The organism is Cyanobium sp. FACHB-13342 (assembly GCF_014697415.1).
Lineage (GTDB): Bacteria > Cyanobacteriota > Cyanobacteriia > PCC-6307 > Cyanobiaceae > Cyanobium_A.
The window spans coordinates 51,044-73,223 of sequence record NZ_JACJRT010000009.1 but is presented as its reverse complement, the minus strand read 5'-3'; the positions used below and the strand labels follow the sequence as shown (position 1 = coordinate 73,223).

Sequence of the window (22,180 nt, the reverse complement as noted above, 5' to 3'; positions counted from 1 at the left end):
ACCCAGGGGACCTGCGCTGATGACCGGATCGCAACCGTCCGCAGCGCAACCGTCTTCCCTGCCGGCCTGGCTGGTCCGGGGCATGGCCGACCTGTTCCCAGCCGGTGCGGCCGCGGCTGATCCGGATCAACAGCTCAGTGCCCGGCTGGACCAGGCCGAGCGTCGGGGGGTGCCGTTGCGGGTCAAGCTCGGCATCGACCCCACCGGCTCGGACATCCACCTGGGTCACTCGATCCTGTTCCGCAAGCTGCGGGCCTTTCAGGATGCGGGCCACACGGCGGTGTTGATCATCGGCGACTTCACCGCCCGCATCGGCGATCCCACGGGCAAGAGCGCCACCCGGGTGCAGCTCAGTGCCGCCGAAGTGGAGGCCAATGCGGACACCTACCTCGTCCAGCTGGGCCTGGGGCAGGATCCGGCGCGGGCCCTGCTCGATTTCCACACCCCCGGCCGGCTGGAGGTGCGCCGCAACAGTGAATGGTTGGCGGGCCTGGATCTGCCCAAGGTGATCGAACTGCTGGGCACCAGCACGGTGGGTCAGATGCTGGCCAAGGAAGACTTCGCCAACCGCTACGGCTCCGGCACGCCCATTTCCCTGCACGAGTTCCTCTACCCGCTGCTGCAGGGCTACGACTCGGTGGCCATCGGGGCCGATTTGGAACTCGGCGGCACCGACCAGAAGTTCAATGTGGCCATGGGCCGCGATCTGCAGCGCCATTTCGGCCAGCGCCCCCAGTTCGGGATGTTGCTGCCGATCCTGCCGGGCCTCGATGGCGTGCAGAAGATGAGCAAGAGCCTGGGCAACACGGTGGGCCTCAGCGACGACCCCCTCTCGATGTATTCCAAGCTCGAGAAGGTGCCGGACGGCGTGGTTGAGGACTACCTCACCCTGCTGACCAACCTCGACCTGGAGGCGCTGCCGGCCAATCCGCGCGAGCGCCAGAAGGCGATGGCCCTCGAGATCACCCGCCAGCGCCATGGGGAGGAGGCCGCCTGCGCCGCCCAGGCCGATGCGGCCACGTTGGTGGGCGGTGCCCAGGGTGCCGGGGCGGCCGCTGCCGAGGTGCCTGAGGCCTCCCTGGCGGCGGTGAATTTCCCGGCCAAGGCCTTCTATCTGCTCAGTGCCGTGGGCCTCTGTGCCAGCAGCAGCGAGGCCCGGCGCCAGATCCAGGGGGGTGGGGTGAAGCTCGACGGCGAGAAGCTGGCCGATCCCAACCAGGAGTTCGCCGGCCCCGAGGCCCTCGCCGGCAAGGTGCTGCAGCTGGGCAAGAAGACTTTCCGGCGGCTGGTGCTGGGCTAACGGCTAAGGGCTCCGGATCCCCATCCGCCGCCGCCCCATCGGCGCAGCGCCAGGGGAGTGGGCTCGGAGAAGGTCATCGCCCTGTCGGCTGGGCGACCCCCTTCCTAACCTTCCCCCCAGCTGTCAGCGGCCCTTGCTCGATCCTGCCGATCGGATCATCGTCGCCCTCGACGGCATGGCGCCCGCCCAGGCCCTGGCTTTCGCGCGGGCCGTGCCAGCCCTGCGCTGGGTGAAGGTGGGCCTGGAGCTGTTCGTGGCCGGCGGGCCGGCCGTGGTGCAGCAGCTGCGCGATCAGGGCCAGCGGGTGTTCCTCGATCTCAAGTTCCACGACATCCCGGCCACCATGGCCGGCGCCTGCCGCAGTGCGGCGCGCCTGGGGGCTGGGCTGATCACGGTGCATGCCTGCGCCGGTCGCGAGGCCTTGGCGGCGGCCCAGGCGGCGGCGGTGGAGTCGGCCGCGGCGGCCGGCCTGCCGGCCCCTACCCTGCTGGCGGTGACGGTGCTCACCAGCTGGGATCCGGCCCGCTTCGCTGCTGAACTGGCGATCAGTGAGCCCGTGGCCGACTACGTGCCACGGCTGGCCCAGCTGGCGGCCGCTGCCGGCATTGGCGGCTGCGTCTGCTCCCCCCTGGAAGTGGCAGCCCTGCGGGCGGCCCACCCCGAGCCCTTTGCGCTCGTCACCCCCGGCATCCGCCCCGCTGGGGCGGCCCTGGGGGATCAGCAGCGGGTGCTCACACCGGCCCAGGCCCTGGCCGCAGGAGCCAGCCAGTTGGTGATCGGCCGGCCGATCACGGCAGCAGCCGATCCGGCGGCAGCCTTTGCCGCCTGCTGCCGGGAGCTGGATCCGCCATGAGCCGGTTGCGTGCCACCACCCACTTCCGCCAGCTGCTGGCGGCTCCCCAGATCCTGCAGATGCCCTGCTGCCACGACGGGCTTTCGGCCCGGATCCTGGAGCAAGCCGGTTTCGAGGCGATTGCTGCCGCGGGCTACGGGCTGTCGGGCAGCCTGCTGGGGGCCCCCGATATCGGCCTGCTCAGCGCCAGCGAGATGCTGCAGGCCTATGGCCGGATTTGCCAGGCCGTCGCGATCCCGGTGTTCGTGGATCTGGATACGGGCTTCGGCGATGTCAACAACGTCATTCGTGCCGTGCGGGAGGCGGAGCGCGCTGGAGCCGCGGCCCTGTTCATCGAGGACCAGACCTATCCCAAGCGTTGCGGTCACATGGCTGGCAAGCAGGTGGTGCCGGTGGAGGAGTTTCTGCCCAAGCTGCGGGCTGCCCTCTGGGCCCGGGAGGATCCCGATCTGGTGATCACGGCCCGCACCGATGCCGCTGGCGTGCTGGGCCTCGACGAGGCGCTGCGCCGCGCCCGCCTCTACGCGGAGGCTGGCGCCGATCTGGTGTTCGTGGAAGCCCTGGAGAGCGAGGCGGCCATGCGGTCTGCCAACCAGCTGCTCGCCGAACTGGGCACACCGAGCATGGCCAACCTGATCGAAGGGGGGCGCACTCCGCTGCTGACGGCCGAGGCGCTGCAGGAGATGGGCTATGCGGTGGTGGCCCATCCCTGTGGCTCGGTCTTTACGGCGGCCCAGGCCCTGCAGGACTGGGCCCGTCACCTGCGCCTGCACGGCACCAGTGCCGGTTTCGAGGGCCGCATGTTGGATTTCGAGCGCTATGCCCTGCTGGTGGGGCTCGACACCATTCGTGCCCGCCAGGCCGGGTTCAGGGGACCCGCGTCAGGCGACCAGTGAACCCTGGGGCACCAGCTCGGCGTAGAGGGCTTCGAGGGCGTTGATGTTGCCTGCCAGGGTGTAGCGCTCCAGCGCCCGCAGGCGGGCGCGGCGGCCCAGCTCGGCGGTCAGGACGGGCTGGTCGCGCAGCACCGGCAGCAGGGTGCGCAGCTGGGTGGTGACCCCCTGGGTGCTGATCACAATGCCGGCGCCCCCTTCGAGCACTTCCCCGTCGGCGCCGGCATCGGTGGCGATGCAGGCGGTGCCGCTGGCCATCGCCTCAAGCAGGGCCAGGCTCAGTCCTTCCACCAGGGAGGGCAGGAGGAACACTTCGGCCAGCTGTTGGAAGGCCACCCGTCTCTCCAGGCTGGGCTCGTAGCCCCACCACACCAGGTCGGCTTCGTCTCCGGTGGCCTGCAGGGCGCTGCGCAGGGGGCCATCGCCCACGATCACCAGTGTGCAACCGGCCGGCCGTACGAGCCGCCAGGCCTTGATCAGGGCCTCCACGTTCTTCTCGGTGGCCACCCGTCCCATGTAAAGGAACACGCGCCGGCCGGCAAAGCGCTGGCGCAGCTCCTGCAACTCGGGGCTCGGGCTCTCGGGGGCGGGACGCCAGGTGTCGGTGTCGACGCCGTTGGGGATCACCGCCAGCCGCTCGGCCCGCACGCCCAGGCGCAGCAGGACGTCGGCCTGCAGCTCGGAGAACACGATCACCCGGTCGAATTTGGCCAGGGTCGGGGCGTAGAGCTGGTAGGTGAGTTGCTGGGTGCCGGCGGTGAGGTTGCGCAGGCTGGCGTCAAAGGCGGGATGGAAGGTCGCCACCACCGGCAGCCCCAGCTGCTGGCAGAGGTCGGGCAGGCGGAAGTCCAGGGGGGAGAGGGTGAGGCTGGCGTGCACCAGGTCGGGCTTGAGCCGCTCCAGGGACTCGCGCAGCTCCCGCTGGGCCCCCAGGGAGGGAATCGTGTACACCTGGGATTTCACCAGGTAGGGCAGAGCAACCTCTGGCCCCCCGCCATTGCTGTCGCCGAGGTTTTCAACCTCTGGCAACACCTCGCCGGAACGGCCCAGGCTGCCGGCCGGTGTATCGAAGTGGATGAAGCTGATCCCGTGGCCGCGGCTGCGCAGCGCATGGGTGGTGGTCAGTCCGTAGGTGACGTTGCCGCAGAACGGGGTTTTCTTGCCCAGCCAGGCAATGTGGGCCACCAGGGCTCGCGCGTCCTGGGATCCACGCTAACAGCGTTGCCAGGGGCGCTCTAGTAGGGCGGCCATCAGGGCGATGGCGGCTAGCCCCCACAGCACCGGCAACAACCCGTAGCGGCTCACCACCGTGCCCGCCAGCACCAGGGGCAGGCTCAGGGCGATGTTGATCAGATTGTTCTGCAGGCCGAACACCTTGCCCCGGAGTTCCTCCGGTGTTTCCTCCTGGATCGTGGTCTGGGCGGGGATCGCCAGCAGGGCCGAGCCCACCCCCAGCACGGCGCAGAGCAGCAGGGTGAACACGAGGTTGCCGCGCAGCTGGCCCAGCAGCACCAGGCTCCAGGCAATCGTGCCCAGTCCGGTGGCGGCCAGGTGACGGCGGTTGAGGCCCTGGCCCAGCTGGGCTACAGCCAGGGCACCGATGGCCAGCCCCAGGCCGCTCATCGCCAGCAGGGTGCCGAACTGGGTGGGCCCCAGCCCGGGGATGGCCGAAGCCAGGCTGATGGCCAGCACGTAGAGGGCCGCCAGCAGGCTGTAGAGCAGCACCAGCTGCACCATGGCGCTGCGCACCCGGGGGCGCTCGCGCAGCACCTGGACCCCTTCGCCGATTTCCTGCCACACCGAGGTTCGGCTGGGTGGTCGGGGCTCCTCCTGCCAGCGAATCCGGCTGATGGCCACGGCCGCCATCCCGTAACAGAAGGGCAGCAGCAGAAATTCCCCACCGTCGATGCCGATCCGCTGCAGGGCCAGATGCAGCAGCCGCAGGATGGGATCGCCCAGGGCAAATCCCACGATGGTGGCCGCCATGCTGGTGGCCTGGTAAAGGGAATTGGCGGCCAGGAGTTGATCGCCGGGCACCAGCTGGGGAATGGCCGCCTGCTCGGCGGGGGCGAAGAACTGGGTGAGCACCGACTCCAGGAAGGTCATCAGCACCAAGCCCCAGTAGCCCCAGCTCAGGCCGAGCCACTCCGGCCCCTGCACCAGGCAGAAGGGTGCCAGCAGCACCAGGCCGGCCCGCAGGGCGTTGGAGGCCACCATCACGGCCCGCTTGGGCCAGCGGTCGGCCCACACTCCGGCCACCGTGCCCAGCACCATGGCCGGGATCGTGTTGGCCACATAGATCCCCGTGGCCAGCAGGGTGATCATCTGGGCCCGGGTTTCGGGCAGGTCGAGGCGAATGGCCGAGGCGGCCTCGGCCAGGGCAGGATTGGCCTCGGGCGTTCCCCGCACCCAGGTCTGGGCGATCAGGAACACCATCAACACGATGTAGAACTTGTCGGCCAGTTGGGACAGGATCTGCCCCAGCCAGAGGCGCCGAAAATCCGGCAGGGCCAGAACGCCTTGCAGGCCGGTGGCGTGGGAACTGCCGCTCAAGTTCGCCGGGGCCGCGTCTGGCTCGTCATGATGCCGCAAGCCCGGTGGGGAAGCTGGAGCGCAGCAGCCGAAAGGACCGGGGACGGCGCTCAAGGTGCTCCTGGCACCAGTGCTCCACCAGGTCGAGCAGGTGCAGCCACACCGGTAGCGGACCCATCAGCTCGCCATCGCGCCGACGGGGCAGGTCGGGCCGCAGCAGCCGTTGCAGCAGGGCCAGTTCCGAGGCGTTGAGCACCACCCGGGCTCCGGCCAGGCCGCCGATCACCAGGCCCTCGCTGGGGACGAGGCTGCAGCGCCAGTCCCAGTTGCCTACGGGGGGCTCCAGCGGTTCGCCGCTGCGGGCGCAGCAGCCCAGGGGCAAGGCGTAGCCCCCGAGGGCGAGCAGATGGACACTGCCCTGTACCGCAATTGCCAGGGCCTCAAGGTCGCAGCCCCGTTCCCGCACCAGGGCGTCGAGACGGCCCAGCTGCATCAGCAGGTCGGCCAACATCCCCGGGGCGGGGGATTCGCTGGGCACCAGGGCCAGGCAAAGTTCATTGAGGGCCTGGGCGGCGGCCAGGGCCTCCAGCTGCTGGGCCAGGCCGCTGTAGCTGCGCAGCACCCTCAGTTGGCGCACGCGCCGCAGGCCGCTGCGACCGCCCACTTGCAGCTGCAGGTGGCTGAGGGGCACGGCGGCGGCCAGGCTGCTGCGGGGCCGCCGCGCACCCGGCACCGCCAGCCGGATGACCCCTTGGTCCTCGCTCAACAGGGTGAGCAGGCGGTCGTTTTCACCGAGGGGTTTGCAGCTCAGGGCCAGGCCCTCCAGGCTCTGTTCGGGCACCGCTGCGCTCAGCTCCGCAGGGCCTGGGCCAGGGCCACGCCACGGCTGGTGCCGAGTCGGGTGGCGCCCGCTTCCACCAGGGCCAGGGCGTGGTTCAGGTCGGCAATGCCACCGGAGGCCTTGATGGCGGCCCGGCCCCGGGCCAGCTCCCGCAGGTGTTGCACCTGCTCCACCGTCACCGCTGGGCCGAAGCCGCTGCCGGTCTTGAGGAAGCGGGCGCCGGCATCGATGCTGATCTCCACCAGCAGGGCCAGGGCCTCGGGATCGAGCCGGCCCACCTCGAGGATCACCTTCACCGGCAGGCCCAGCTCACAGATGGCGGCCAGCTCGTCGTGGATCGGCGTGCTGCGGCGATCCGCCAGGGAGCCGAAATCGGGCACCACATCGAGTTCATCGGCCCCGGCAGCGGCAGCGGCCTCGGCTTCGGCCTGTTTGACGGCCGGCGGCACCGCTCCAAAGGGAAAACCCACCACGGCGATCAGGCTGGGGCTGGGGCCTTTCCCCTCGCGCGGGAGGTGCTCCCGGGCGCTGTCGACCCAGCGGGAAGCCACGCACACCCCGGCAAAGCCGAAGTGGCGGGCCTCCTCGCAACACTGGCGGATGGCCGTGCTGCCCTGGTGGGGATCCAGCAGGGCGTGGTCGATCAGGGGGCTGAGGTCGGGCCGGTCGGCGCTCACGCGTCCTTGGCCTGGATCACCCCAAAGCCGCCATGGTTGCGGTGGTACGCCACCTGGATCTGGCCGCTCTCGGCATCGCGGAACACGTAGAAGTCGTGGTCGATCAGCTCCAGCTGGTGCAGGGCGTCATCGAGGCTCATCAGCGGCATGGGGAAGTACTTGCGCCGCACGCCCCGGCTGGGCAGCTCCGGTTCCTTGCCGTCCACCAGGCTGCTGCCGGGGGGCGGCAGGGTGGCGGCGCCGGCCTCCTCGTCGCGGGCGGAGCGGTGCACGGGCCCCTGGCTCTGCTCCTGGATGCGGTCCTTGTAGCGGTGCAGCTGGCGGCTCAGCTTGCTGGCCACCAGGTCGATGCTGGCGTAGAGGTTGTCACTGCGCTCCTGGGCCCGGATCACCGTGCCGTTGGCAAACATCGTGACCTCCACCGTCTGCTGGGGTACCCGGGGGTTGCGGGCCACCGAGAGGTGCACATCGGCTTCCTTGACGAGGCCTTCGAAGTGGTGGATGGCGCGGGTCAGCTTGGTTTCGGTGTACTCCCGGATGGCCGGGGTGACGTCAAGATTGCGGCCATGGATCAGCAGTTTCATCAGATGGCAACCGCCTCCGGTGTTCTGGTGCCCCAACGCTAAGAACGGTTGGTGATGGGCCCCAAGCTCGACGCAATCCTTTTTGAAGCGGCCCAACCGGTGCCCTTTCTCCAGGCCTGGGCAGCCCAGCGCAGCCTGCAACAGCGGCTCCTGGCCCAGCCGGATGGGCCAGAGGCGGTGCTGCTGCTCGAGCACGAGCCCTGCTACACCCTGGGCCGTGGCGCTTCGGAGAGCTTCCTGCGCTTCGATCCCCGCCGCCCTCCCCTGCCGCTGCACCGGATCGACCGGGGCGGGGAGGTGACCCACCACGCCCCGGGCCAGCTGGTGCTCTATCCGGTGCTCAATCTGCAGCGCCACGGGGCTGACCTGCACCACTACCTGCGGCAGTTGGAGCAGGTGGTGATCGACGTGCTGGCCGGGCTCGACCTGGAGGGAGAACGGATCGCCGGGCTCACCGGCGTGTGGCTGGAGGGTCGCAAGGTGGCGGCGATCGGCGTTGGGGCGCGCCGCTGGATCAGCCAGCACGGCCTGGCCCTGAATGTGGATGGCGACCTGGCTGGCTTTGCGGCAGTGGTGCCCTGTGGCCTGAGTGATCGCCCGGTGGGGCGGCTGGTGGACTGGCGGCCGGAGCTCACCGGCCAGCAGCTGCGGGGGCCCCTGCTGGGGGCCTTCGCCCAGCGGTTCGGGTTGGATCTGCGGCCACCGAACCCCCAGGAAGGCCTCCAGGGGTGGTAACCCTGGGGCCAAGCCGTTCCCCCGCCGTCGCCGTGGCCAGCGCCGCCTCCCCCGCCGAGATCCACTGGAGCGGCAGCCGCCGCGACCGCCAGGCCCTGGCCCGCCGTGCCGACTGGAGCGGCTGCACCGGCCTGGAGCAGCTCTGGTCCGTGCTGGCCGAACGCCATGGAGACGCCATCGCCCTGGAGGCTCCCCACGCCGCCACGCCTGAGCAGGTCAGCTACCGCCAGCTGCACCGGTGCATTGAGCAGGCCGCGGCAGCCTTTGCCGGCCTGGGGGTGGCAGCCGGGGATGTGGTGGCCTTGTTCGCCGAAAACAGCCCCCGCTGGCTCCAGGCCGACCAGGGCCTGATGCGGGCCGGTGGCGCCGATGCGGTGCGGGGCAGTGCCGCTCCGGTAGAGGAGCTGCGCTACATCCTCGACGACTCCGGTGCCGTGGGCCTGGTGGTGGAGTCGGCGGCCCTGCTGGCCAAGCTCGCCCTCGACGCAGAGCGATCAGCGCGGCTGCGTTTTGTGGTGGTACTGGAGGGAGAACTGGGCGATGGGCCGCCGCCGGTGCCCTGCCTGAGCTGGGGGGACCTGCTCGAGCGCGGCGCGGCGGCGTTGGCCTCCGGCACGCCCGTCCCGCCCCCACTCGGGGATGGGGCCCGCCTCGCCACGATCCTGTACACCTCCGGCACCACGGGGCAGCCCAAGGGCGTGCCCCTCAGCCACGCCAACCTGCTGCACCAGTTGCGGCACCTGGGGGTGGCGGTGGCGCCCCGGGCCGGGGATCGGGTGGTGAGTGTGCTGCCCATCTGGCACTCCTACGAGCGCAGCGCCGAATACTTTTTGCTGGCCTGTGGCTGCCGGCAGACCTACACCACCCTCAAGCAGTTGCGGGCCGACCTGCAGCGGGTGAGGCCCCACTATCTGATTAGCGTGCCGCGCCTGTGGGAGGCGCTGCTCTCGGGCTTTGACGACGCCCTGGCGGCGATGCCGGCGTCCCGGCAGCGGGTGCTGCGGGCCGCCCTGGCCAACAGCCGCGCCTACGGCCAGCGGCGCCGTCAGGCCCTCGATCTCACCCTCACCCCGGAAGCCTTGCCGGCCCGACTGGTGGCGGCTGCGCAGGCGCTGTTGCGCTGGCCCCTGCACCGCCTGGCTGCAGCCCTGTTGTGGCCCAAACTGCGCCAGCAGCTGGTGGGCGGGCGGCTGCGCACGGCGATCAGCGGCGGCGGCGCCCTGGCCCTGCACGTGGATGGCTTTTTTGAGGCGATCGGCGTCGAGCTGCTGGTGGGCTACGGCCTCACCGAAACCAGCCCGGTGCTCACCTGCCGCCGCAGCTGGAGCAATCGCCGCGGCAGTGCCGGCCAGCCCCTGCCGGCCACCAGCCTGCGGATCGTCGATCCCGACACGGGTGCGCTGCTGGCCATCGGCGAGCGGGGACGGGTGCTGGCCCGGGGGCCCCAGGTGATGGCGGGCTACTGGCGCAAGCCGGAGGCCACCGCGGCGGTGCTGGATGGCGAGGGCTGGTTTGACACCGGCGACCTGGGCCAGCTGCTGCCCGATGGATCCCTGGTGCTCACCGGCCGGGCCAAGGACACGATCGTGCTCAGCAGTGGCGAAAACATCGAGCCCGGCCCGCTGGAGGAGGCCCTGGTGGCCAGTCCCCTGATCGAGCAGGTGATGCTGGTGGGCCAGGACCGCAAACAGCTCGGTGCCCTGCTGGTGCCCAAGTCCGAGGCCCTGGCTGCCTTTGCCGTGGCTGCGGGCCTGGCCCCGGAGTGGGATCCGGCCGATGGCGCCCTGCTGCGGGCCCTCACCCGCGAATGCAACCGGCTGTTGGCCGCCCGCCCGGGCTCCCGGCCCGAAGAGCGCTTGGCCGGTGTGGCCCTGGTGGAGCCTTTCAGCCTCGACAATGGCCTGCTTACCCAGACCCTCAAGCAGCGCCGCGACCGCATCGCTGCCCGGGATGGTGAGGCGATTGCGGCCATCTACGCGCCCCGCTGAAGGCCCGGCTGTGAGGTGCGGCCAACCGGCCGTTGACCCGGGCCCGCCGCACTGACAGCCTGGGCGCTGCTTTGCATGACCCATGGCCGACGGCTCCCTGACGATCAAGCGCACGATCACCGTGCGTGCCGTGGTCACGCCCCGCTGGAAAGAGGACGCCGAGCGCGAACTCAGCAACGCCATTGCCAACGTGGATGCCCAGCTGTCCCAGCTGGAGCAGGAGGGGCAGCAGCTGATCGACGAGATCCGCCGCCAGAGTGCCAACCCGCTCGACCCCCGCGTGCAGGACCAGGTGGCGTCGGTGCAGCAGCAGGTGGCCGCCAAGCGGGCCGAGCTGGAGGAGCAGAAGCGTCAGATGCTTGAGCAGCAGCGCCAGGTGCGCGAGCTGGAGATGGAACAGATCGTGGAGCAGGGGCAGATCGAGAGCCTCTGCGAGGTGCGGGTGGGCGACAACTTGGTGGAGAAGCTCCAGGCGGCCGTGCTGGTGCGTGACGGTGTGATCGAGGCCATCGAAGCCGGCGCCTGAGCCCTGGCCAGGAGCCACGTAAAATCCGCCCAACTCGCGGCAGACCCCCGTTGGCCACCCACGAAATCTTCATGCCGGCCCTCTCGTCCACCATGACGGAGGGCAAGATCGTGGAGTGGCTCAAGAAGCCCGGCGACAAGGTGGAGCGTGGTGAGTCGGTGCTTGTCGTGGAGTCCGACAAGGCCGACATGGATGTGGAGTCGTTCAATGAGGGGTTCCTGGCGGCCGTGTTGATGCCCGCTGGCGGCACTGCCCCCGTGGGCGAAACCATCGGCCTGATTGTGGAAACCGAGGCCGAGATTGCTGAAGCGGCCGCCAAGGCTCCGGCGGCTCCGGCTGCAGCCGCGGCTCCCGCGCCGGTGGCGGCCACTCCCCCCCCCGTCAGCGCCCCCCCCACTCCCGCACCGGTGGCGGTTCCCGCGCCCGCTCCTGTTGCGGCGCCGGCTCCCGTGGCTTCCGGCCGGGTGGTGGCCTCCCCCCGGGCCAAGAAACTGGCCAGTCAGCACGGCGTGGCCCTCGACAGCCTGCGGGGCAGTGGCCCCCACGGCCGAATCCAGGCGGAGGATGTGGAGCGGGCCCTGGGCCTGACTGTGGCCGTGCCCCGGGTGGCGGAAGGCTCCGGTGCTGCCGTGGTGGTTGCCGGCACCAACGGGGCCGCAGCGGCTCCCGCCCCTGCCGGTGAGGCCTTCGGGCGCCCCGGCGAGAGCGTGGCCTTCAACACCCTCCAGGGGGCGGTGAACCGCAACATGGTGGCCAGCCTGGCGGTGCCCTGCTTCCGGGTGGGGTACACGATCACCACCACCAAGCTGGATGCCCTGTACAAGCAGGTGAAGCCCAAGGGCGTCACGATGACGGCCCTGCTGGCCAAGGCCGTGGGCGTGGCGCTGGCCCGCCATCCCCAGGTGAACGCCGCCACCAGTGCCGATGGCAGTGCCATGAGCTTCCCCGCCGCCGTGAACGTGGCGGTGGCCGTGGCCATGGAAGACGGGGGCCTGATCACCCCGGTGCTGGCCAACGCCGACAAGACCGACATCTATTCAATGGCTCGCACCTGGGCCGATCTGGTGGCCCGGGCCCGCAGCAAGCAGCTGCAGCCTGAGGAGTACAGCACCGGCACCTTCACCCTCTCCAACCTGGGCATGTTCGGCGTCGATCGCTTCGATGCGATCCTTCCCCCGGGCACCGGGGCGATTCTGGCGGTGGCGGCGTCGCGTCCCACCGTGGTGGCGGGCAAGGACGGCTCCATGCGCGTGGCCAACCAGATGCAGGTGAACCTCACCTGCGACCACCGCACCATCTACGGCGCCCATGCCGCCGCCTTCCTGAAGGACCTGGCCCAGTTGATCGAGACCAACCCGGAGAGTCTGGCGCTCTGATCTCCTGATCACCGTGAACCAGCCGGCGGCCACGGCCCTGTTTCGCAGGCTGCTCGGCAAGCCTCTGCCGAAAGCTGCCGCAGCTTCGGAGCGCCTGCCCAGCCTGCAGGCCCTGCCGATCCTTGCCTCCGACGCCCTGTCCTCGGTGGCCTACGCCACGGAGGCGGCCCTGGGGGTGCTGGTGTTGGCCGGCAGCCAGGCGCTGCGGCTGTCCCTGCCGATCACCCTGGCGATCATTGCCCTGATCGCGATCGTGGTGGCGTCCTACCGCCAGACCATCGACGCCTACCCCCAGGGCGGCGGCTCCTACGTGGTGGCCCGCGAGAATCTGGGCACTGGCCCCTCCCTGGTGGCGGCGGCGGCCCTGCTGGTGGATTACACCCTCACGGCAGCGGTGAGTCTGATGGCCGGCACCCAGGCCCTCTCCTCCCTCTGGCCAGCCCTGCTGCCCCATGAGGTGCCCCTGGCCCTCCTGTTGCTCTTGGGGGTGGGGTGGGCCAACCTGCGGGGCCTGCGGGAAGCCGGTCAGGCCTTCAGCCTGCCCACCTACGCCTTTGTGGTGATGGTGGCCTTGCTGGCGGTGTTCGGCCTCCAAAACCTGGTGGGGGCCCATGGCTTTAGCCCCGATGCCCCACCGGCCATCCGGGCCGTGGAGCCCCTCGGAGCCTTTCTGGTGCTGCGGGCCTTCAGTTCTGGTTGCTCGGCCATGACGGGCATCGAGGCGATTGCCAATGGGGTTTCGGTGTTTCGTGAGCCAGCCGCGCGCCGCGCCCGCGCCACCCTGTTGGTGATGGGCCTGATGTTGGGGGCCATGTTCCTGGCCGTCAGTGGCCTGGCCTATCTGTACGGCATTGCTCCCAATCCCGATCGCACCGTGCTGGCCCAGGTGGGCCTGCGGGTGTTCGGTGCGGGCAGTCCCCTCTTCTGGGCGCTGCAGATCACCACCCTGCTGATCCTCACCCTGGCGGCCAACACCGCCTTCGCGGGCTTCCCACGCCTGGCCGCGATGTTGGCCCAGGATCGGTTTCTACCCCGCCAGATGGGCTGGATCGGCGACCGGCTGGTGTTCCAGAACGGCATTGCCGTGCTGCTGGCGGCAACGGCCCTGATCATCCTGGTGTGCCGGGGGGATACCACCGTGGCGGTGAATCTCTATGCCCTCGGTGTGTTCATGGCCTTCACCCTCTCCCAGGCCGGGATGGTGGTGCGCTGGTGGCGGCGGCGCGGTGCCGGTTGGTTCGGGCGGCTGGCCATCAATGCGCTGGGGGCCTTCACCACCTTGGTGGTGTTGCTGGTGATCGTGGTGAGCAAGTTTGGGGAGGGGGCCTGGACGGTGGTGATAGCCATCCCCCTGCTGGTGTGGCTGCTGGCCAGTATCCGCAGCCGCTATCGCCGCGTGTATGCCGCCATCGCCCTGCCGGCCGACACCAGCAGCAGCCTCTCTCTGCCTGCCCGGCGGGACCCGGTGGGCAACCGCAGCATCGTCTGGATGGCTTCCTTCTCCCGTCCCTCCCTGGATGCCCTGCGCTATGCGGCCACCGTGTCGGATCAGGTGACCGCCGTGTGGGTGCGCTCCGAGGGGGACGACATCGATGCCATTCAGCGCGATTGGCGGCGGCTGGTGGGCGAGTCGCCCGGCATCGGCCTGCGGATTCTGGACAGCCCCTACGCCTCGCTGATCGATCCGTTTGTGGCGTTGGTGGCCGCCGAAGAGCAGGCCCATCCGGAGGTGAGTCACACCATCGTGATGCCGATGGCGATCCCCCGCTACCGCTTTGATTCCCTGCTGCTCAATCAGCGCGGCATCAACATGCACCGGGCCCTCGATGCCAGTGGCAACCGGGTGTTTACCCTCGTGCGCTATTACCTGCCGGCATGAGCCCAGGCCCGACTGCATGAGCGATCCCGCCGATCAGCGGCTCTCCAGCTACGACTTTCAGCTGCCCGAAGAGCGCATCGCCCAGCGCCCGGTGGAGCCCCGCCATGCCGCTCGCCTGCTGGTGGTGAATCCCCCCGGGGAGGGCCCTGCCCGCCATGCCCGCCATCTGAACGTGTGGGACCTGCAGCAGGAGCTGCAGCCGGGGGATCTGTTGGTGGTGAATGACACCCGGGTGCTGCGAGCCCGCCTGGAGGCGCGCCGGCCCAGCGGCGGCGCCGTGGAGCTGCTGGTGCTCGAGCCCTGGCAGGGCGAGGGCCAGGAGGCCGGCCAATGGCTGTGCCTGGCCAAGCCGGCCAAGAAGCTCCAGCCGGACGATTGGATTGAGCTGGTGGCCGCCGATCAGCCCCCCCTGCCCGTGCAGGTGCGGGGCCGTGACCCCGCCACCGGCGGTCGCATCGTGCAGTTTCCGGCCGAGTGCGGGGATGCGGCGGCCCTCGAGCCGTTGCTCGTGCAGTACGGCGCCATTCCACTGCCCCCCTACATCCACGAGCACGACGCCAGCGACAACGAGCGCTACCAGACCCGCTATGCCGCGCGCCCCGGAGCCGTTGCAGCGCCAACGGCGGGCTTGCACCTCAGCGACGAACTTCTGGCGGCGATCCGCGGGCGCGGGGTGGACCTGGCCACGACCACCCTGCATGTGGGTCTGGGCACCTTCCGGCCGGTGGAAACGGAAGATCTCAGCCAGCTGCAGCTGCACAGCGAGTGGGTGGAGGTGAGCCCGGATCTGGTGGCCGCGGTGGCGGCCTGCCGGGCGCGCGGCGGCCGCGTGATCGCCATCGGTACCACCTCGGTGCGCAGCCTGGAGGCGGTGGCCCAGCTGCATGGTGGCGAGCTCAAACCCCACACCGGCCCGGTGAACCTGGTGATCCAGCCCGGTTATCGCTTTGCTGTGGTGCAGGGCCTGCTCACCAACTTTCACCTGCCCAAGAGCTCCCTGCTGCTGTTGGTGAGTGCCCTGATCGGCCGCGAGCGCCTGTTGGCCCTCTACACCGAGGCGATCGAGCGCCAGTACCGCTTTTTTTCCTACGGCGATGCCATGTGGATCGCGCCGCAGGCGGTGCTCAGCAGCGCTCGACCAACGGGATCAGGCTGAGGACAACAAAAAGCCCCCGGGATCTCCGGGGGCCATGGGGAGACAAGCTCCCTGTCGGGTCACCGTTGCCGGGACGGAATCAGGCGGCAGCCAGGTTGGCGGCCACGAAGTCCCAGTTCACCAGCTTCTCCAGGAAGGTGGTCATGTAGTCGGGGCGGCGATTCTGATAGTCGAGGTAGTAGGCGTGCTCCCACACATCCATGGTGAGCAGGGCCTTCTGACCGTGGGCCAGGGGCAGGTCGGCGTTGGGGGTCTTGGTGACCTTCAGGGTGCCGTTGTCGAGCACGAGCCAGGCCCAGCCGCTGCCGAACTGGGTGGCGCCGGCAGCTTTGAACGCCTCCACGAAGGCTTCGTAGCTGCCGAAGTCAGCGTTGATCTTGTCGGCCAGGGCGCCGGTGGGCTGGCCGCCGCCACCGGGCTTCATGCACTGCCAGTAGAAGCTGTGGTTCCACACCTGGGCGGCGTTGTTGAACACGCCGGCCTTGCCAGCATCCCCGGCCACGGCGGTGATGGTGTCCTCGAGGCTCTTGCTCTCCAGGTCGGTTCCTGCCACCAGGTTGTTCAGGTTGGTGACGTAGGCAGCGTGGTGCTTGCCGTGGTGGAACTCCAGGGTGGAGCGGGAGATGTGGGGCTCGAGCGCATCGAGGCCGTAGGGCAGCGCGGGCAGCGTATGAGCCATGAAGGGGGATAAGGCGAGGCTGCATCTTAACGATCACGCCCCGCCCCGCCCCTCAGCCGCCGATGCGCACCAGTTCGACCTCAAAGGTGAGGGTGGCATTGGGAGGAATCACGCCGCCAGCCCCCCGCTCGCCGTAGGCCAGATCCGGGGGGATCACCAGCTTGCGCTTGCCGCCCACCTTCATGCCGGCCACACCCTCATCCCAGCCCTGGATCACCCGGCCGCCGCCCAGGGGGAAGGAGAAGGGGCCGCGGCCGTAGCTGCTGTCGAATTCGGTGCCGTTGGCCAGGGTGCCGCGGTAGTTCACCACCACCGTCTGACCGGCGATGGCCTCGGCGCCGTCACCCACCACCAGGTCGGTGATGCGGAGGCCGCTGGGGGTGGTGCGCTCCTTGGGGGCATTGAGCTCGCCGCCGAGGCCAGCGGCCTGGGCCAGATCGCCGCTGGAGGCCATGCCGTCGTCCGATGCCATAACAAAAAGGGTGGGGTTGGGGTCGTCCGGGTCCAGTTCGAAGCTGCTGCTCACCGCCGGTTGGCTCCGGGGGCTGGCCGGCGCTGAGGTGGCGAGCGCCGCCTCGGCTGGCGCGCCAGCGGCACTGGCCGCCGCCACGGTGGTGGGGCTCACCAGCTGGCTGACCAGGGCCAGCAGCAGGCAGGCCACAAACACGGCGGAGCTGATCAGGATGTCGCGCATGGGAACCCGCGGGTTGGCCTGATTCTGCCGCCTGATCAATCGGGAATGTCCAGGTCTTCGGAGACCTCAGCGCCCGGGCGCTGGCGCAGGGCCCTCTCCAACCGGTCGATCCGCCCCCGCAGTTCATCCAGTTCCCGCTGACGGGCCAGGCCGAGGTCCTGCAGCAGCTGGTCCTTGTTGCGCTCCAGCTGGCGCTCTGCCTGTTGTTCCAGTTCCGGCGTCTCGCCGCGCAGGGCCTTGAGCACATCGTCCACCAGGGCTGGGGCCTGGCTGGGATCGAGCTTGCCGCTCCGCACCCAGGCCTGGGTCACGGTGCGCAGCCGTTCCGACACCAGGGAGGTGGTGCCGAGGCCGCGCAGCAGCAGTTGTTGGAGCGGGTTGTTGGGATCCATGGTGGCAACTGGTCTGCCTCACCCTGGCGCTTCCTACGCTTCCGTGCCATGGGCAATGACCGGCTGGGGGGATGGTGGCTGGCTGGGGGCGGTGGCCTGCTGGCCGGCCTGGCGCTGCCTCCTCTGGGTTGGCCACCCCTGCTGTGGTTGGCATTGGCCGGGCTCTGGGCCCTGCCGGGCTCGGCCCTTGGGGCCCGCGGTGGGGTGCTCTGGGGCGGTGCCGCCGTGCTGGTGAGTCACCGCTGGTTGCTGGGCCTCCATCCCCTCGACTGGATTGGTGTGCCGGGCCCCCTGAGCCTGCCTTTGGCAGCCTCGTTGTTGGCGATCTGCGCCCTGGCGGGGGCGGTGCTGGTGGGGCTGTGGGTGGGGCTGGCTCGCCGCCTCGATCCCCGTCGGCCCAGCAGTGCCCTGTTGCTCAGTGGCGGTTGGGGCCTGGTGGAGGTGGGGCTGGCCAAGGGCCCCCTGTTCTGGCTGGGGTTGGGGGCGGCGGCCCTGCCGGGTGACCGACCCCTGGCCGGCCTGGCGGCCCTGGGGGGGAGTGGGCTGCTGGCGGCGGTGCAGCTGATGCTGGGCTGGTGCCTGTGGCGCTGCTGCACGGCACCCCAGCGGCAGCGCTGGATTGCCGGCACGGTTGCGGCGGTGCTGCTCAGCCATGGTCTCGGTGCTGCCCAGCTGCTGGCGGCGCCCGCCGAGGGCCGCGAGTCCGAGCGGGTGCTGGTGCTGCAGCCAGCGATCCCCACCCGCCAGAAGTTTGCGTGGGCCCAGCAGCAGCGGCTCCAGCAGCGGCTGGCGGCAGCCCTGCTGGAGGCCAAGCAGCGCGGGGCCACGGTGGTGCTGTTGCCTGAGGGGGCCCTGGGGCTGGAGCCCCAACTTGAAGCGGGTGCGGCCGTGGAGCTGATCGGCGGCGGCTTCCACGCCCTCGAGCGGGCTGGCGAGCCGGAGCAGCGCAGTGCCCTGTTGCGCTTTGCCCCTGGGGAGCGGCAGGCCAGCAGCTGGCTCGACAAACACCGCCTGGTGCCGCTGGGCGAATGGGTGCCCCTGGCCGGGTTGATCCGCTGGAGCGGCCTGTCGGCGGTGGGGGGGCTCCAGCCAGGCCCCTCTTCCCGGCTGTTGCTGCGCCCAGCCGGAGCCATTGCCGGGGCGATCTGTTACGAGCTCTCCGATGGCGCTGCTCTGGCCACCGCGAGCCGGGATGGGGCGGGCTGGCTGTTGGCCAGTGCCAACCTCGATCCCTACCCGCTGATGCTCCAGCGGCAATTTCAGGCCCTGGCCCAGTTGCGGGCGATCGAGACAGGCCGCTGGCTGGTGAGCGCGGCCAACACGGGCCCCAGCCTGCTGGTGAATGCCCGGGGCGAGCTGGTGGCCTCCCTCCCTGCGGGCCGGGCCGCCACCGGGGTGTTCGACCTGCCCCGCCTCCAGGGCCTGACCCCCTACGACCGCTGGGGTGAGGCCCCGTTGGTGTTGCTGCTGGCAGGGGCAGGGGTGCGGCGCTGGCGCCCATCCCTAGCTTGATCTCAGCATCTTCAGCTGGGCTCGCGATGGATTGGCCGCCGGATCAGTCAGATCGCCCGCTGAATCTGGAGCTTGAGATTGCGACGGCCGAGGCGGATGGCACCACCTTGCGCCGCCGGATCACGGTGAAGCGCTTTCGCCTGAGCCCGGGTGGCACGGGGGTGACCCTGGGGGCCCACTGCCACCACCGGGGAGACTTTCAGGACTTTGACTCCGCGGCGATCCTGCAATGCCTGGATCCGGAATCCGCCGCGGTGATCGAGGACCTTCCGGCCTTTCTCTCGTCCTGCTACGGCGCCTCCCGCCAAGGCCGGTTGGAGCGGCTGATGGGTCAGTTCGCCGATGAGCTGGCGGTGCTGCTCCATCTGGGCCGGGCCGACGGGGTGTTGCAGACCCAGGAGAAGCAGCGCATCGCTGCCTACCTGGTGGAACGGGCCGGTCCGGCCAGCCCTCCCGCGGCGGAGATCGCTCCCCAGCTCAGCTGGTTGGCGAGTCCCTCGGAGGAGCGGTTTCAGGCAGCGTTGGAGCAGCTCACCAGCCTGGAGCCGGCTCTGCGGGGTCGCTTGGTGGAGATCGGCCGGGAGGTGGTGGACGTCAAAGCGTCTCGCGATGGTTTGGAACAGCCCCGCTTGGATGCCCTGGTGGCGGCCCTGCTGCCAGGTTGCGGCTGAACTTGGTGCTCAGCATCGATTGGGCCAGGGGCCAGCCGCCAAGCCGCAGCACCCCCCAGAGGTGGGTCGCGACGGCGGCGGCGATTAACAGCCAGGCCAGCAGGTGCAGGCTGTACACGACGTGGTGAAGCTGGCCCGTGCGCGGCCAGTCCTCCTGCATCAACTTGCCGCTGCCGATGGCTAGCCCCAGGGCGAGCAGGGGGATCGCATTGGTCGGTCGCCGCAGCCGCCGGCGGCCCTTGGTGAGGGCATAGGCCGCCAGCAGGACGGCCAGGGGCAAGAGCACCACACCGAGGCTGCCGTGGATGTCGATCCAGTTGCCCGGCACAGTGAAGGGCAACCGTCCCCAGCGGCCGTCGTAGGTGCTGTAGACCACCAGCCCACTCAGCCAGCAGCCCAGCACGGCCAAGGCCGTGGTGCCGTGCAGAACGCGTAGCAGGCCGGGTTGGGTCGGACGAGCCATGGGCCCTGGGAGGGGTTCATCGTGCCGTTGGGGAGTCTGGCCGCCACCGCCCGAGGGCGTGGCCCAGGGCCACCAGAGCCAAGCCGCCCAGCAGGCTGGCCATCAGCACCAACAGGCTCTCCCAGACCTCACCGGCCCGCAGGGCGCGGGCCAGTTGCAGCATCCAGGTGGAGAAGGTGGTGAGGGAACCGCAGAAGCCGATGCCCGCCCACAGCATCAGCGGCCTGCGCCGGGCCGGCTGGGCCAGCACCAGCCCCAACAGCAGGCAGCCCACCATGTTGGCGACGAAGTCGGCCTCAAGGCGCCAGCGGAGCAGGGCCCCCGGGATGGCCCCGGTAGCCACCAAGGCCAGGTCCCGCAGGTCGCCCTGCAGGCTGCGGGGCGGTGGGACGCTCATGACCCGGCCCCAAGGGATAGGCCCGTCAGCAGGGCCAGCAAGCCACCGCCCACGGAGCCGCCGGCCAGGACGGCGGCCTCCCGCCAGTGGCGTGCCAACAGCTGGGCCCACAGTTCGGCGCTGAACGTGGAGAAGGTGCTGAAGCTGCCCAGAAAGCCCGTGCCCACCAACAGGAGCACCCGACGGGACGCCTCTCCGCAGCTCTGCTCCAGGCCCACCATCAGGCCGAGGGCGAAACAGGCGATCACGTTCACGCCGAAGGTGCCCCAGTGGCGGCGAGGCAGCACCGGCTCCAGGTGATCCACCACCCGAAAGCGGAGCCAGGCTCCGGGCACGGCGCCGATGGCCACCAGCAGGGCTTCGCTGCCGGACATGCCTGCGGCCATGGTTCAGCGCTGGGGCTCCGTGAGTTTGCCGCTCGGATCCTGGCGGCGGAAGAGACCATCGAGATAGTGACGGGCCACGGCGCGGTCCTGGCAGCCGTGTTGAAACAGAAAACCGGCCAGGGCGGCCTGCATCAAACGGTATTGATCCCATTGGGGATGGAGCCGGACAAACTCCCGCATCGCGTCGTACAGGTCTTCCGGAAATTGGTTTTCGACCGAAACGGAGTTGGGGGCGTGGTCCGGGATCTGCAGCATGGAGGCAACGGCCTGGGGCCCCCATCAGGCCATGGTCAGCCCCCCGGCGTCAAAGGGGGCTCCAGCGCTTGAGTCCGGCAAGACCCATGGGCTCATCGACCGGCCCAACGGCATTCTCAGCCTTTTCTGCCGCCTGGCTCGGGCTCGGAAGTGGGCCCGCCTGAGCCGTCAAGGGGCGGGTCCTTTTTCCCCATCTCCAGCCCAGAGGTGGGGTGGACGCGGCCCTTTCCGGATCCTGCTCCTGTGGAAAAGCAACCCCGAAACTGGGGAGAAGGCCAACCGATTGGGGAAAAGATCACTGCTCAGCAGTGGTGATCAATCCCAGGCTGGCCTGCAGCAGCGCTCATCACCGAGCCACCTCCCTTCACGATCTGTTACGATCAGTTCAAGTTTCGTAACTCCCGAACATCCATGGCTGAATCCACCACCCGTTTTGGTTTTGTGGCCTTTGCAGAAACCTGGAATGGTCGCCTGGCCATGCTGGGCTTCGTGATCGGCCTGGGCACTGAGCTGCTCACCGGCCAGGGCATCCTGGGCCAGCTGGGTCTGGGCTGATCTGCCCCCGGGCTAACGCCCTGAACCAAGCTCCTCAAAAGCACGAAAAGCCTGGACGGATGCCCCCGCCCGGGCTTTTTTGTGGGGATGGACCGGAGGCGTCAGGCTTTGGTGGCGATCACCGCAAAAAAGGGATCGCCCTTGCCGCCGATCCAGCCGAGCACGCCTGGGGCTGGGGTTTCTTCGGCCACCAGCTGGGGCGAGGGCCAGCCCTGGGCCGTCAGCACCTTCGCCACGTAGGCCAGATGGTCCCGGTCGCTGCCGTCGGCCCAGATCTGAGGCGCCTTCTGGAAAAACATGCGGTTGCTGAAGGCCACGATCACCTCCCCGCGGGGACGCACCACCCGCCACAGCTCGGCCGCCACCGCCTCCGGTTGTTGCAGGTACTGCCAGCCGGCCACGATCAGCACCGCATCGACGCTGTGATCGGCCAGGGGGAGCTGCTGGGTGGTGTTGAGGTTCTGCAGCCAGTGGCGATCGAGCCGCGGGTTGGCGGCCAGCTCCTCGGCGTTGAGGCCATGGCCGATCACCTCCTGGTAGGTGATGTCTTCGGGCAGGTGGCTGACCCAACTGCTCATCAGGTCCAGCACCACGGCGCAGGCTGGGATGCGTTCGCGGTAGAGCTGGGTCAGTCGGGCCCGGAAGCTGGCGTCCAGGTGGTGCACGAAGCGCGGTTCGGCGTAGAAGAGGCTGTCGTCGGAGCGATCGAGCTTGTCGCGTTCGGCCGGGCTCAGGACGGTCACGGCCATGGCGGAGCAGGGGTAATTGCGGTTCGCATTATCAGATGGAGCGGCTAGGGGCTAGAGTTTGCAAATCTCCTTAACAATTGGGGCCAT

The 22,180-nt window shown here is 69.7% G+C and carries 25 protein-coding genes; 12 read left to right on the top strand and 13 right to left on the bottom strand.

The annotated features are described in order from the left end of the window. The first annotated feature begins 19 nt into the window (after positions 1-19). The 3 genes from tyrS (at position 20) to H6G16_RS08410 (ending at position 3,049) form a co-directional block, all read left to right on the top strand. Positions 20-1,300 (top strand): tyrosine--tRNA ligase, encoded by a 1,281-nt coding sequence (gene tyrS, locus H6G16_RS08420; RefSeq protein WP_190389874.1) that lies wholly within the window; start codon positions 20-22, stop codon positions 1,298-1,300. Between the two features lie 133 nt (positions 1,301-1,433). Further along, complete coding sequence (gene pyrF / locus H6G16_RS08415) at positions 1,434-2,153, top strand: orotidine-5'-phosphate decarboxylase (RefSeq protein ID WP_277874988.1); 720 nt, start codon at positions 1,434-1,436, stop codon at positions 2,151-2,153. Continuing rightward, positions 2,150-3,049: an oxaloacetate decarboxylase gene (locus H6G16_RS08410; protein ID WP_190389873.1), complete on the top strand. Its 900-nt coding sequence runs from the start codon at positions 2,150-2,152 to the stop codon at positions 3,047-3,049. Before pyrF ends, H6G16_RS08410 begins: the two co-directional genes overlap by 4 nt. Here H6G16_RS08410 and H6G16_RS08405 read toward each other — a convergent pair. The 5 genes from H6G16_RS08405 to raiA are packed head-to-tail and all read right to left on the bottom strand — an operon-like array spanning position 3,035 to position 7,680. Next, positions 3,035-4,231 carry a glycosyltransferase gene (locus H6G16_RS08405; protein ID WP_190389872.1) on the bottom strand — a complete coding sequence of 399 codons (1,197 nt, stop codon included), beginning with the start codon at positions 4,229-4,231 and terminating at the stop codon, positions 3,035-3,037. The two genes, H6G16_RS08410 and H6G16_RS08405, sit on opposite strands and share 15 nt — an antisense overlap. A gap of 27 nt (positions 4,232-4,258) precedes the next feature. Then, positions 4,259-5,599, bottom strand: coding sequence for an MFS transporter (locus H6G16_RS08400; protein ID WP_190389871.1), 1,341 nt, complete (start codon positions 5,597-5,599; stop codon positions 4,259-4,261). Between the two features lie 25 nt (positions 5,600-5,624). Beyond that, a complete protein-coding gene (gene recO, locus H6G16_RS08395) occupies positions 5,625-6,419 on the bottom strand; it encodes a DNA repair protein RecO (RefSeq protein ID WP_190389870.1) in 795 nt (264 codons plus the stop codon). 8 nt (positions 6,420-6,427) lie between these two features. Continuing rightward, positions 6,428-7,096: a deoxyribose-phosphate aldolase gene (gene deoC / locus H6G16_RS08390; RefSeq protein ID WP_190389869.1), complete on the bottom strand. Its 669-nt coding sequence runs from the start codon at positions 7,094-7,096 to the stop codon at positions 6,428-6,430. After that, entirely contained in the window at positions 7,093-7,680 is a 588-nt protein-coding gene (gene raiA, locus H6G16_RS08385; protein WP_190389868.1) for a ribosome-associated translation inhibitor RaiA, read from the bottom strand. The genes deoC and raiA overlap by 4 nt, the downstream gene beginning before the upstream one ends. A gap of 54 nt (positions 7,681-7,734) precedes the next feature. On the opposite strand from raiA, the gene lipB reads away from it, so the two are divergent. The 6 genes from lipB to queA all read left to right on the top strand — a co-directional run bounded on the left by lipB (position 7,735) and on the right by queA (position 15,340). Next, on the top strand, positions 7,735-8,415 hold the full coding sequence (lipB, locus tag H6G16_RS08380) for a lipoyl(octanoyl) transferase LipB (RefSeq protein ID WP_190389867.1): 681 nt from the start codon (positions 7,735-7,737) through the stop codon (positions 8,413-8,415). A 32-nt stretch (positions 8,416-8,447) separates the two neighbouring features. Beyond that, the gene (locus H6G16_RS08375; RefSeq protein ID WP_347238836.1) at positions 8,448-10,403 is read left to right on the top strand and encodes an AMP-binding protein; all 1,956 of its coding nucleotides are present in this window, start codon (positions 8,448-8,450) and stop codon (positions 10,401-10,403) included. A gap of 82 nt (positions 10,404-10,485) precedes the next feature. Beyond that, positions 10,486-10,929 (top strand): YlqD family protein, encoded by a 444-nt coding sequence (locus H6G16_RS08370; protein WP_190389865.1) that lies wholly within the window; start codon positions 10,486-10,488, stop codon positions 10,927-10,929. 50 nt (positions 10,930-10,979) lie between these two features. Next, positions 10,980-12,305: a dihydrolipoamide acetyltransferase family protein gene (locus H6G16_RS08365; RefSeq protein ID WP_190389864.1), complete on the top strand. Its 1,326-nt coding sequence runs from the start codon at positions 10,980-10,982 to the stop codon at positions 12,303-12,305. 13 nt (positions 12,306-12,318) lie between these two features. Then, complete coding sequence (locus tag H6G16_RS08360; protein ID WP_190389863.1) at positions 12,319-14,184, top strand: amino acid permease; 1,866 nt, start codon at positions 12,319-12,321, stop codon at positions 14,182-14,184. Between the two features lie 16 nt (positions 14,185-14,200). Further along, on the top strand, positions 14,201-15,340 hold the full coding sequence (queA, locus tag H6G16_RS08355) for a tRNA preQ1(34) S-adenosylmethionine ribosyltransferase-isomerase QueA (RefSeq protein WP_190389862.1): 1,140 nt from the start codon (positions 14,201-14,203) through the stop codon (positions 15,338-15,340). Positions 15,341-15,419: 79 nt separating this feature from the next. On the opposite strand, the gene H6G16_RS08350 is transcribed toward queA, so the two are convergent. The 3 genes from H6G16_RS08350 to H6G16_RS08340 are packed head-to-tail and all read right to left on the bottom strand — an operon-like array spanning position 15,420 to position 17,105. Next, the gene (locus H6G16_RS08350; RefSeq protein WP_190389861.1) at positions 15,420-16,019 is read right to left on the bottom strand and encodes a superoxide dismutase; all 600 of its coding nucleotides are present in this window, start codon (positions 16,017-16,019) and stop codon (positions 15,420-15,422) included. 52 nt (positions 16,020-16,071) lie between these two features. Further along, positions 16,072-16,713, bottom strand: coding sequence for an FKBP-type peptidyl-prolyl cis-trans isomerase (locus H6G16_RS08345; RefSeq protein ID WP_190389860.1), 642 nt, complete (start codon positions 16,711-16,713; stop codon positions 16,072-16,074). A 35-nt stretch (positions 16,714-16,748) separates the two neighbouring features. Continuing rightward, positions 16,749-17,105 (bottom strand): hypothetical protein, encoded by a 357-nt coding sequence (locus H6G16_RS08340; RefSeq protein WP_190389859.1) that lies wholly within the window; start codon positions 17,103-17,105, stop codon positions 16,749-16,751. A 48-nt stretch (positions 17,106-17,153) separates the two neighbouring features. On the opposite strand from H6G16_RS08340, the gene H6G16_RS08335 reads away from it, so the two are divergent. Both H6G16_RS08335 and H6G16_RS08330 read left to right on the top strand, forming a co-directional pair. Next, on the top strand, positions 17,154-18,617 hold the full coding sequence (locus H6G16_RS08335; protein ID WP_190389858.1) for an apolipoprotein N-acyltransferase: 1,464 nt from the start codon (positions 17,154-17,156) through the stop codon (positions 18,615-18,617). A gap of 26 nt (positions 18,618-18,643) precedes the next feature. Then, complete coding sequence (locus tag H6G16_RS08330) at positions 18,644-19,288, top strand: TerB family tellurite resistance protein (RefSeq protein ID WP_190389857.1); 645 nt, start codon at positions 18,644-18,646, stop codon at positions 19,286-19,288. On the opposite strand, the gene H6G16_RS08325 is transcribed toward H6G16_RS08330, so the two are convergent. The 4 genes from H6G16_RS08325 to H6G16_RS08310 are packed head-to-tail and all read right to left on the bottom strand — an operon-like array spanning position 19,212 to position 20,789. Next, complete coding sequence (locus H6G16_RS08325; protein WP_190389856.1) at positions 19,212-19,751, bottom strand: cytochrome b/b6 domain-containing protein; 540 nt, start codon at positions 19,749-19,751, stop codon at positions 19,212-19,214. The two genes, H6G16_RS08330 and H6G16_RS08325, sit on opposite strands and share 77 nt — an antisense overlap. Positions 19,752-19,767: 16 nt before the next feature. Further along, positions 19,768-20,148: a CrcB family protein gene (locus tag H6G16_RS08320; protein WP_190389855.1), complete on the bottom strand. Its 381-nt coding sequence runs from the start codon at positions 20,146-20,148 to the stop codon at positions 19,768-19,770. Continuing rightward, positions 20,145-20,522 (bottom strand): CrcB family protein, encoded by a 378-nt coding sequence (locus H6G16_RS08315; protein ID WP_190389994.1) that lies wholly within the window; start codon positions 20,520-20,522, stop codon positions 20,145-20,147. Before H6G16_RS08315 ends, H6G16_RS08320 begins: the two co-directional genes overlap by 4 nt. Positions 20,523-20,537: 15 nt before the next feature. Beyond that, on the bottom strand, positions 20,538-20,789 hold the full coding sequence (locus H6G16_RS08310) for a DUF2811 domain-containing protein (RefSeq protein ID WP_190389854.1): 252 nt from the start codon (positions 20,787-20,789) through the stop codon (positions 20,538-20,540). 369 nt (positions 20,790-21,158) lie between these two features. Here H6G16_RS08310 and H6G16_RS08305 point away from each other — a divergent pair, with 369 nt between their 5' ends. After that, positions 21,159-21,344 (top strand): chlorophyll a/b-binding protein, encoded by a 186-nt coding sequence (locus H6G16_RS08305; protein WP_190389993.1) that lies wholly within the window; start codon positions 21,159-21,161, stop codon positions 21,342-21,344. Positions 21,345-21,445: 101 nt separating this feature from the next. Here the strand turns inward: H6G16_RS08305 and H6G16_RS08300 are convergent, their stop codons facing one another. Continuing rightward, positions 21,446-22,093: a methyltransferase domain-containing protein gene (locus H6G16_RS08300; RefSeq protein WP_190389853.1), complete on the bottom strand. Its 648-nt coding sequence runs from the start codon at positions 22,091-22,093 to the stop codon at positions 21,446-21,448. Positions 22,094-22,180 lie beyond the last annotated feature (87 nt).

What these genes read in the sequence shown, in the direction of transcription:
- tyrS (WP_190389874.1), top strand. Translation starts at nt 20, where the DNA reads ATGACCGGATCGCAACCGTCCGCAGCGCAACCGTCTTCCCTGCCGGCC.
- H6G16_RS08410 (WP_190389873.1), top strand. Translation starts at nt 2,150, where the DNA reads ATGAGCCGGTTGCGTGCCACCACCCACTTCCGCCAGCTGCTGGCGGCT.
- raiA (WP_190389868.1), bottom strand. Translation starts at nt 7,680, where the DNA reads ATGAAACTGCTGATCCATGGCCGCAATCTTGACGTCACCCCGGCCATC.
- lipB (WP_190389867.1), top strand. Translation starts at nt 7,735, where the DNA reads ATGGGCCCCAAGCTCGACGCAATCCTTTTTGAAGCGGCCCAACCGGTG.
- H6G16_RS08370 (WP_190389865.1), top strand. Translation starts at nt 10,486, where the DNA reads ATGGCCGACGGCTCCCTGACGATCAAGCGCACGATCACCGTGCGTGCC.
- queA (WP_190389862.1), top strand. Translation starts at nt 14,201, where the DNA reads ATGAGCGATCCCGCCGATCAGCGGCTCTCCAGCTACGACTTTCAGCTG.
- H6G16_RS08350 (WP_190389861.1), bottom strand. Translation starts at nt 16,019, where the DNA reads ATGGCTCATACGCTGCCCGCGCTGCCCTACGGCCTCGATGCGCTCGAG.
- H6G16_RS08345 (WP_190389860.1), bottom strand. Translation starts at nt 16,713, where the DNA reads ATGCGCGACATCCTGATCAGCTCCGCCGTGTTTGTGGCCTGCCTGCTG.
- H6G16_RS08340 (WP_190389859.1), bottom strand. Translation starts at nt 17,105, where the DNA reads ATGGATCCCAACAACCCGCTCCAACAACTGCTGCTGCGCGGCCTCGGC.
- H6G16_RS08335 (WP_190389858.1), top strand. Translation starts at nt 17,154, where the DNA reads ATGGGCAATGACCGGCTGGGGGGATGGTGGCTGGCTGGGGGCGGTGGC.
- H6G16_RS08330 (WP_190389857.1), top strand. Translation starts at nt 18,644, where the DNA reads ATGGATTGGCCGCCGGATCAGTCAGATCGCCCGCTGAATCTGGAGCTT.
- H6G16_RS08325 (WP_190389856.1), bottom strand. Translation starts at nt 19,751, where the DNA reads ATGGCTCGTCCGACCCAACCCGGCCTGCTACGCGTTCTGCACGGCACC.
- H6G16_RS08320 (WP_190389855.1), bottom strand. Translation starts at nt 20,148, where the DNA reads ATGAGCGTCCCACCGCCCCGCAGCCTGCAGGGCGACCTGCGGGACCTG.
- H6G16_RS08315 (WP_190389994.1), bottom strand. Translation starts at nt 20,522, where the DNA reads ATGTCCGGCAGCGAAGCCCTGCTGGTGGCCATCGGCGCCGTGCCCGGA.
- H6G16_RS08310 (WP_190389854.1), bottom strand. Translation starts at nt 20,789, where the DNA reads ATGCTGCAGATCCCGGACCACGCCCCCAACTCCGTTTCGGTCGAAAAC.
- H6G16_RS08300 (WP_190389853.1), bottom strand. Translation starts at nt 22,093, where the DNA reads ATGGCCGTGACCGTCCTGAGCCCGGCCGAACGCGACAAGCTCGATCGC.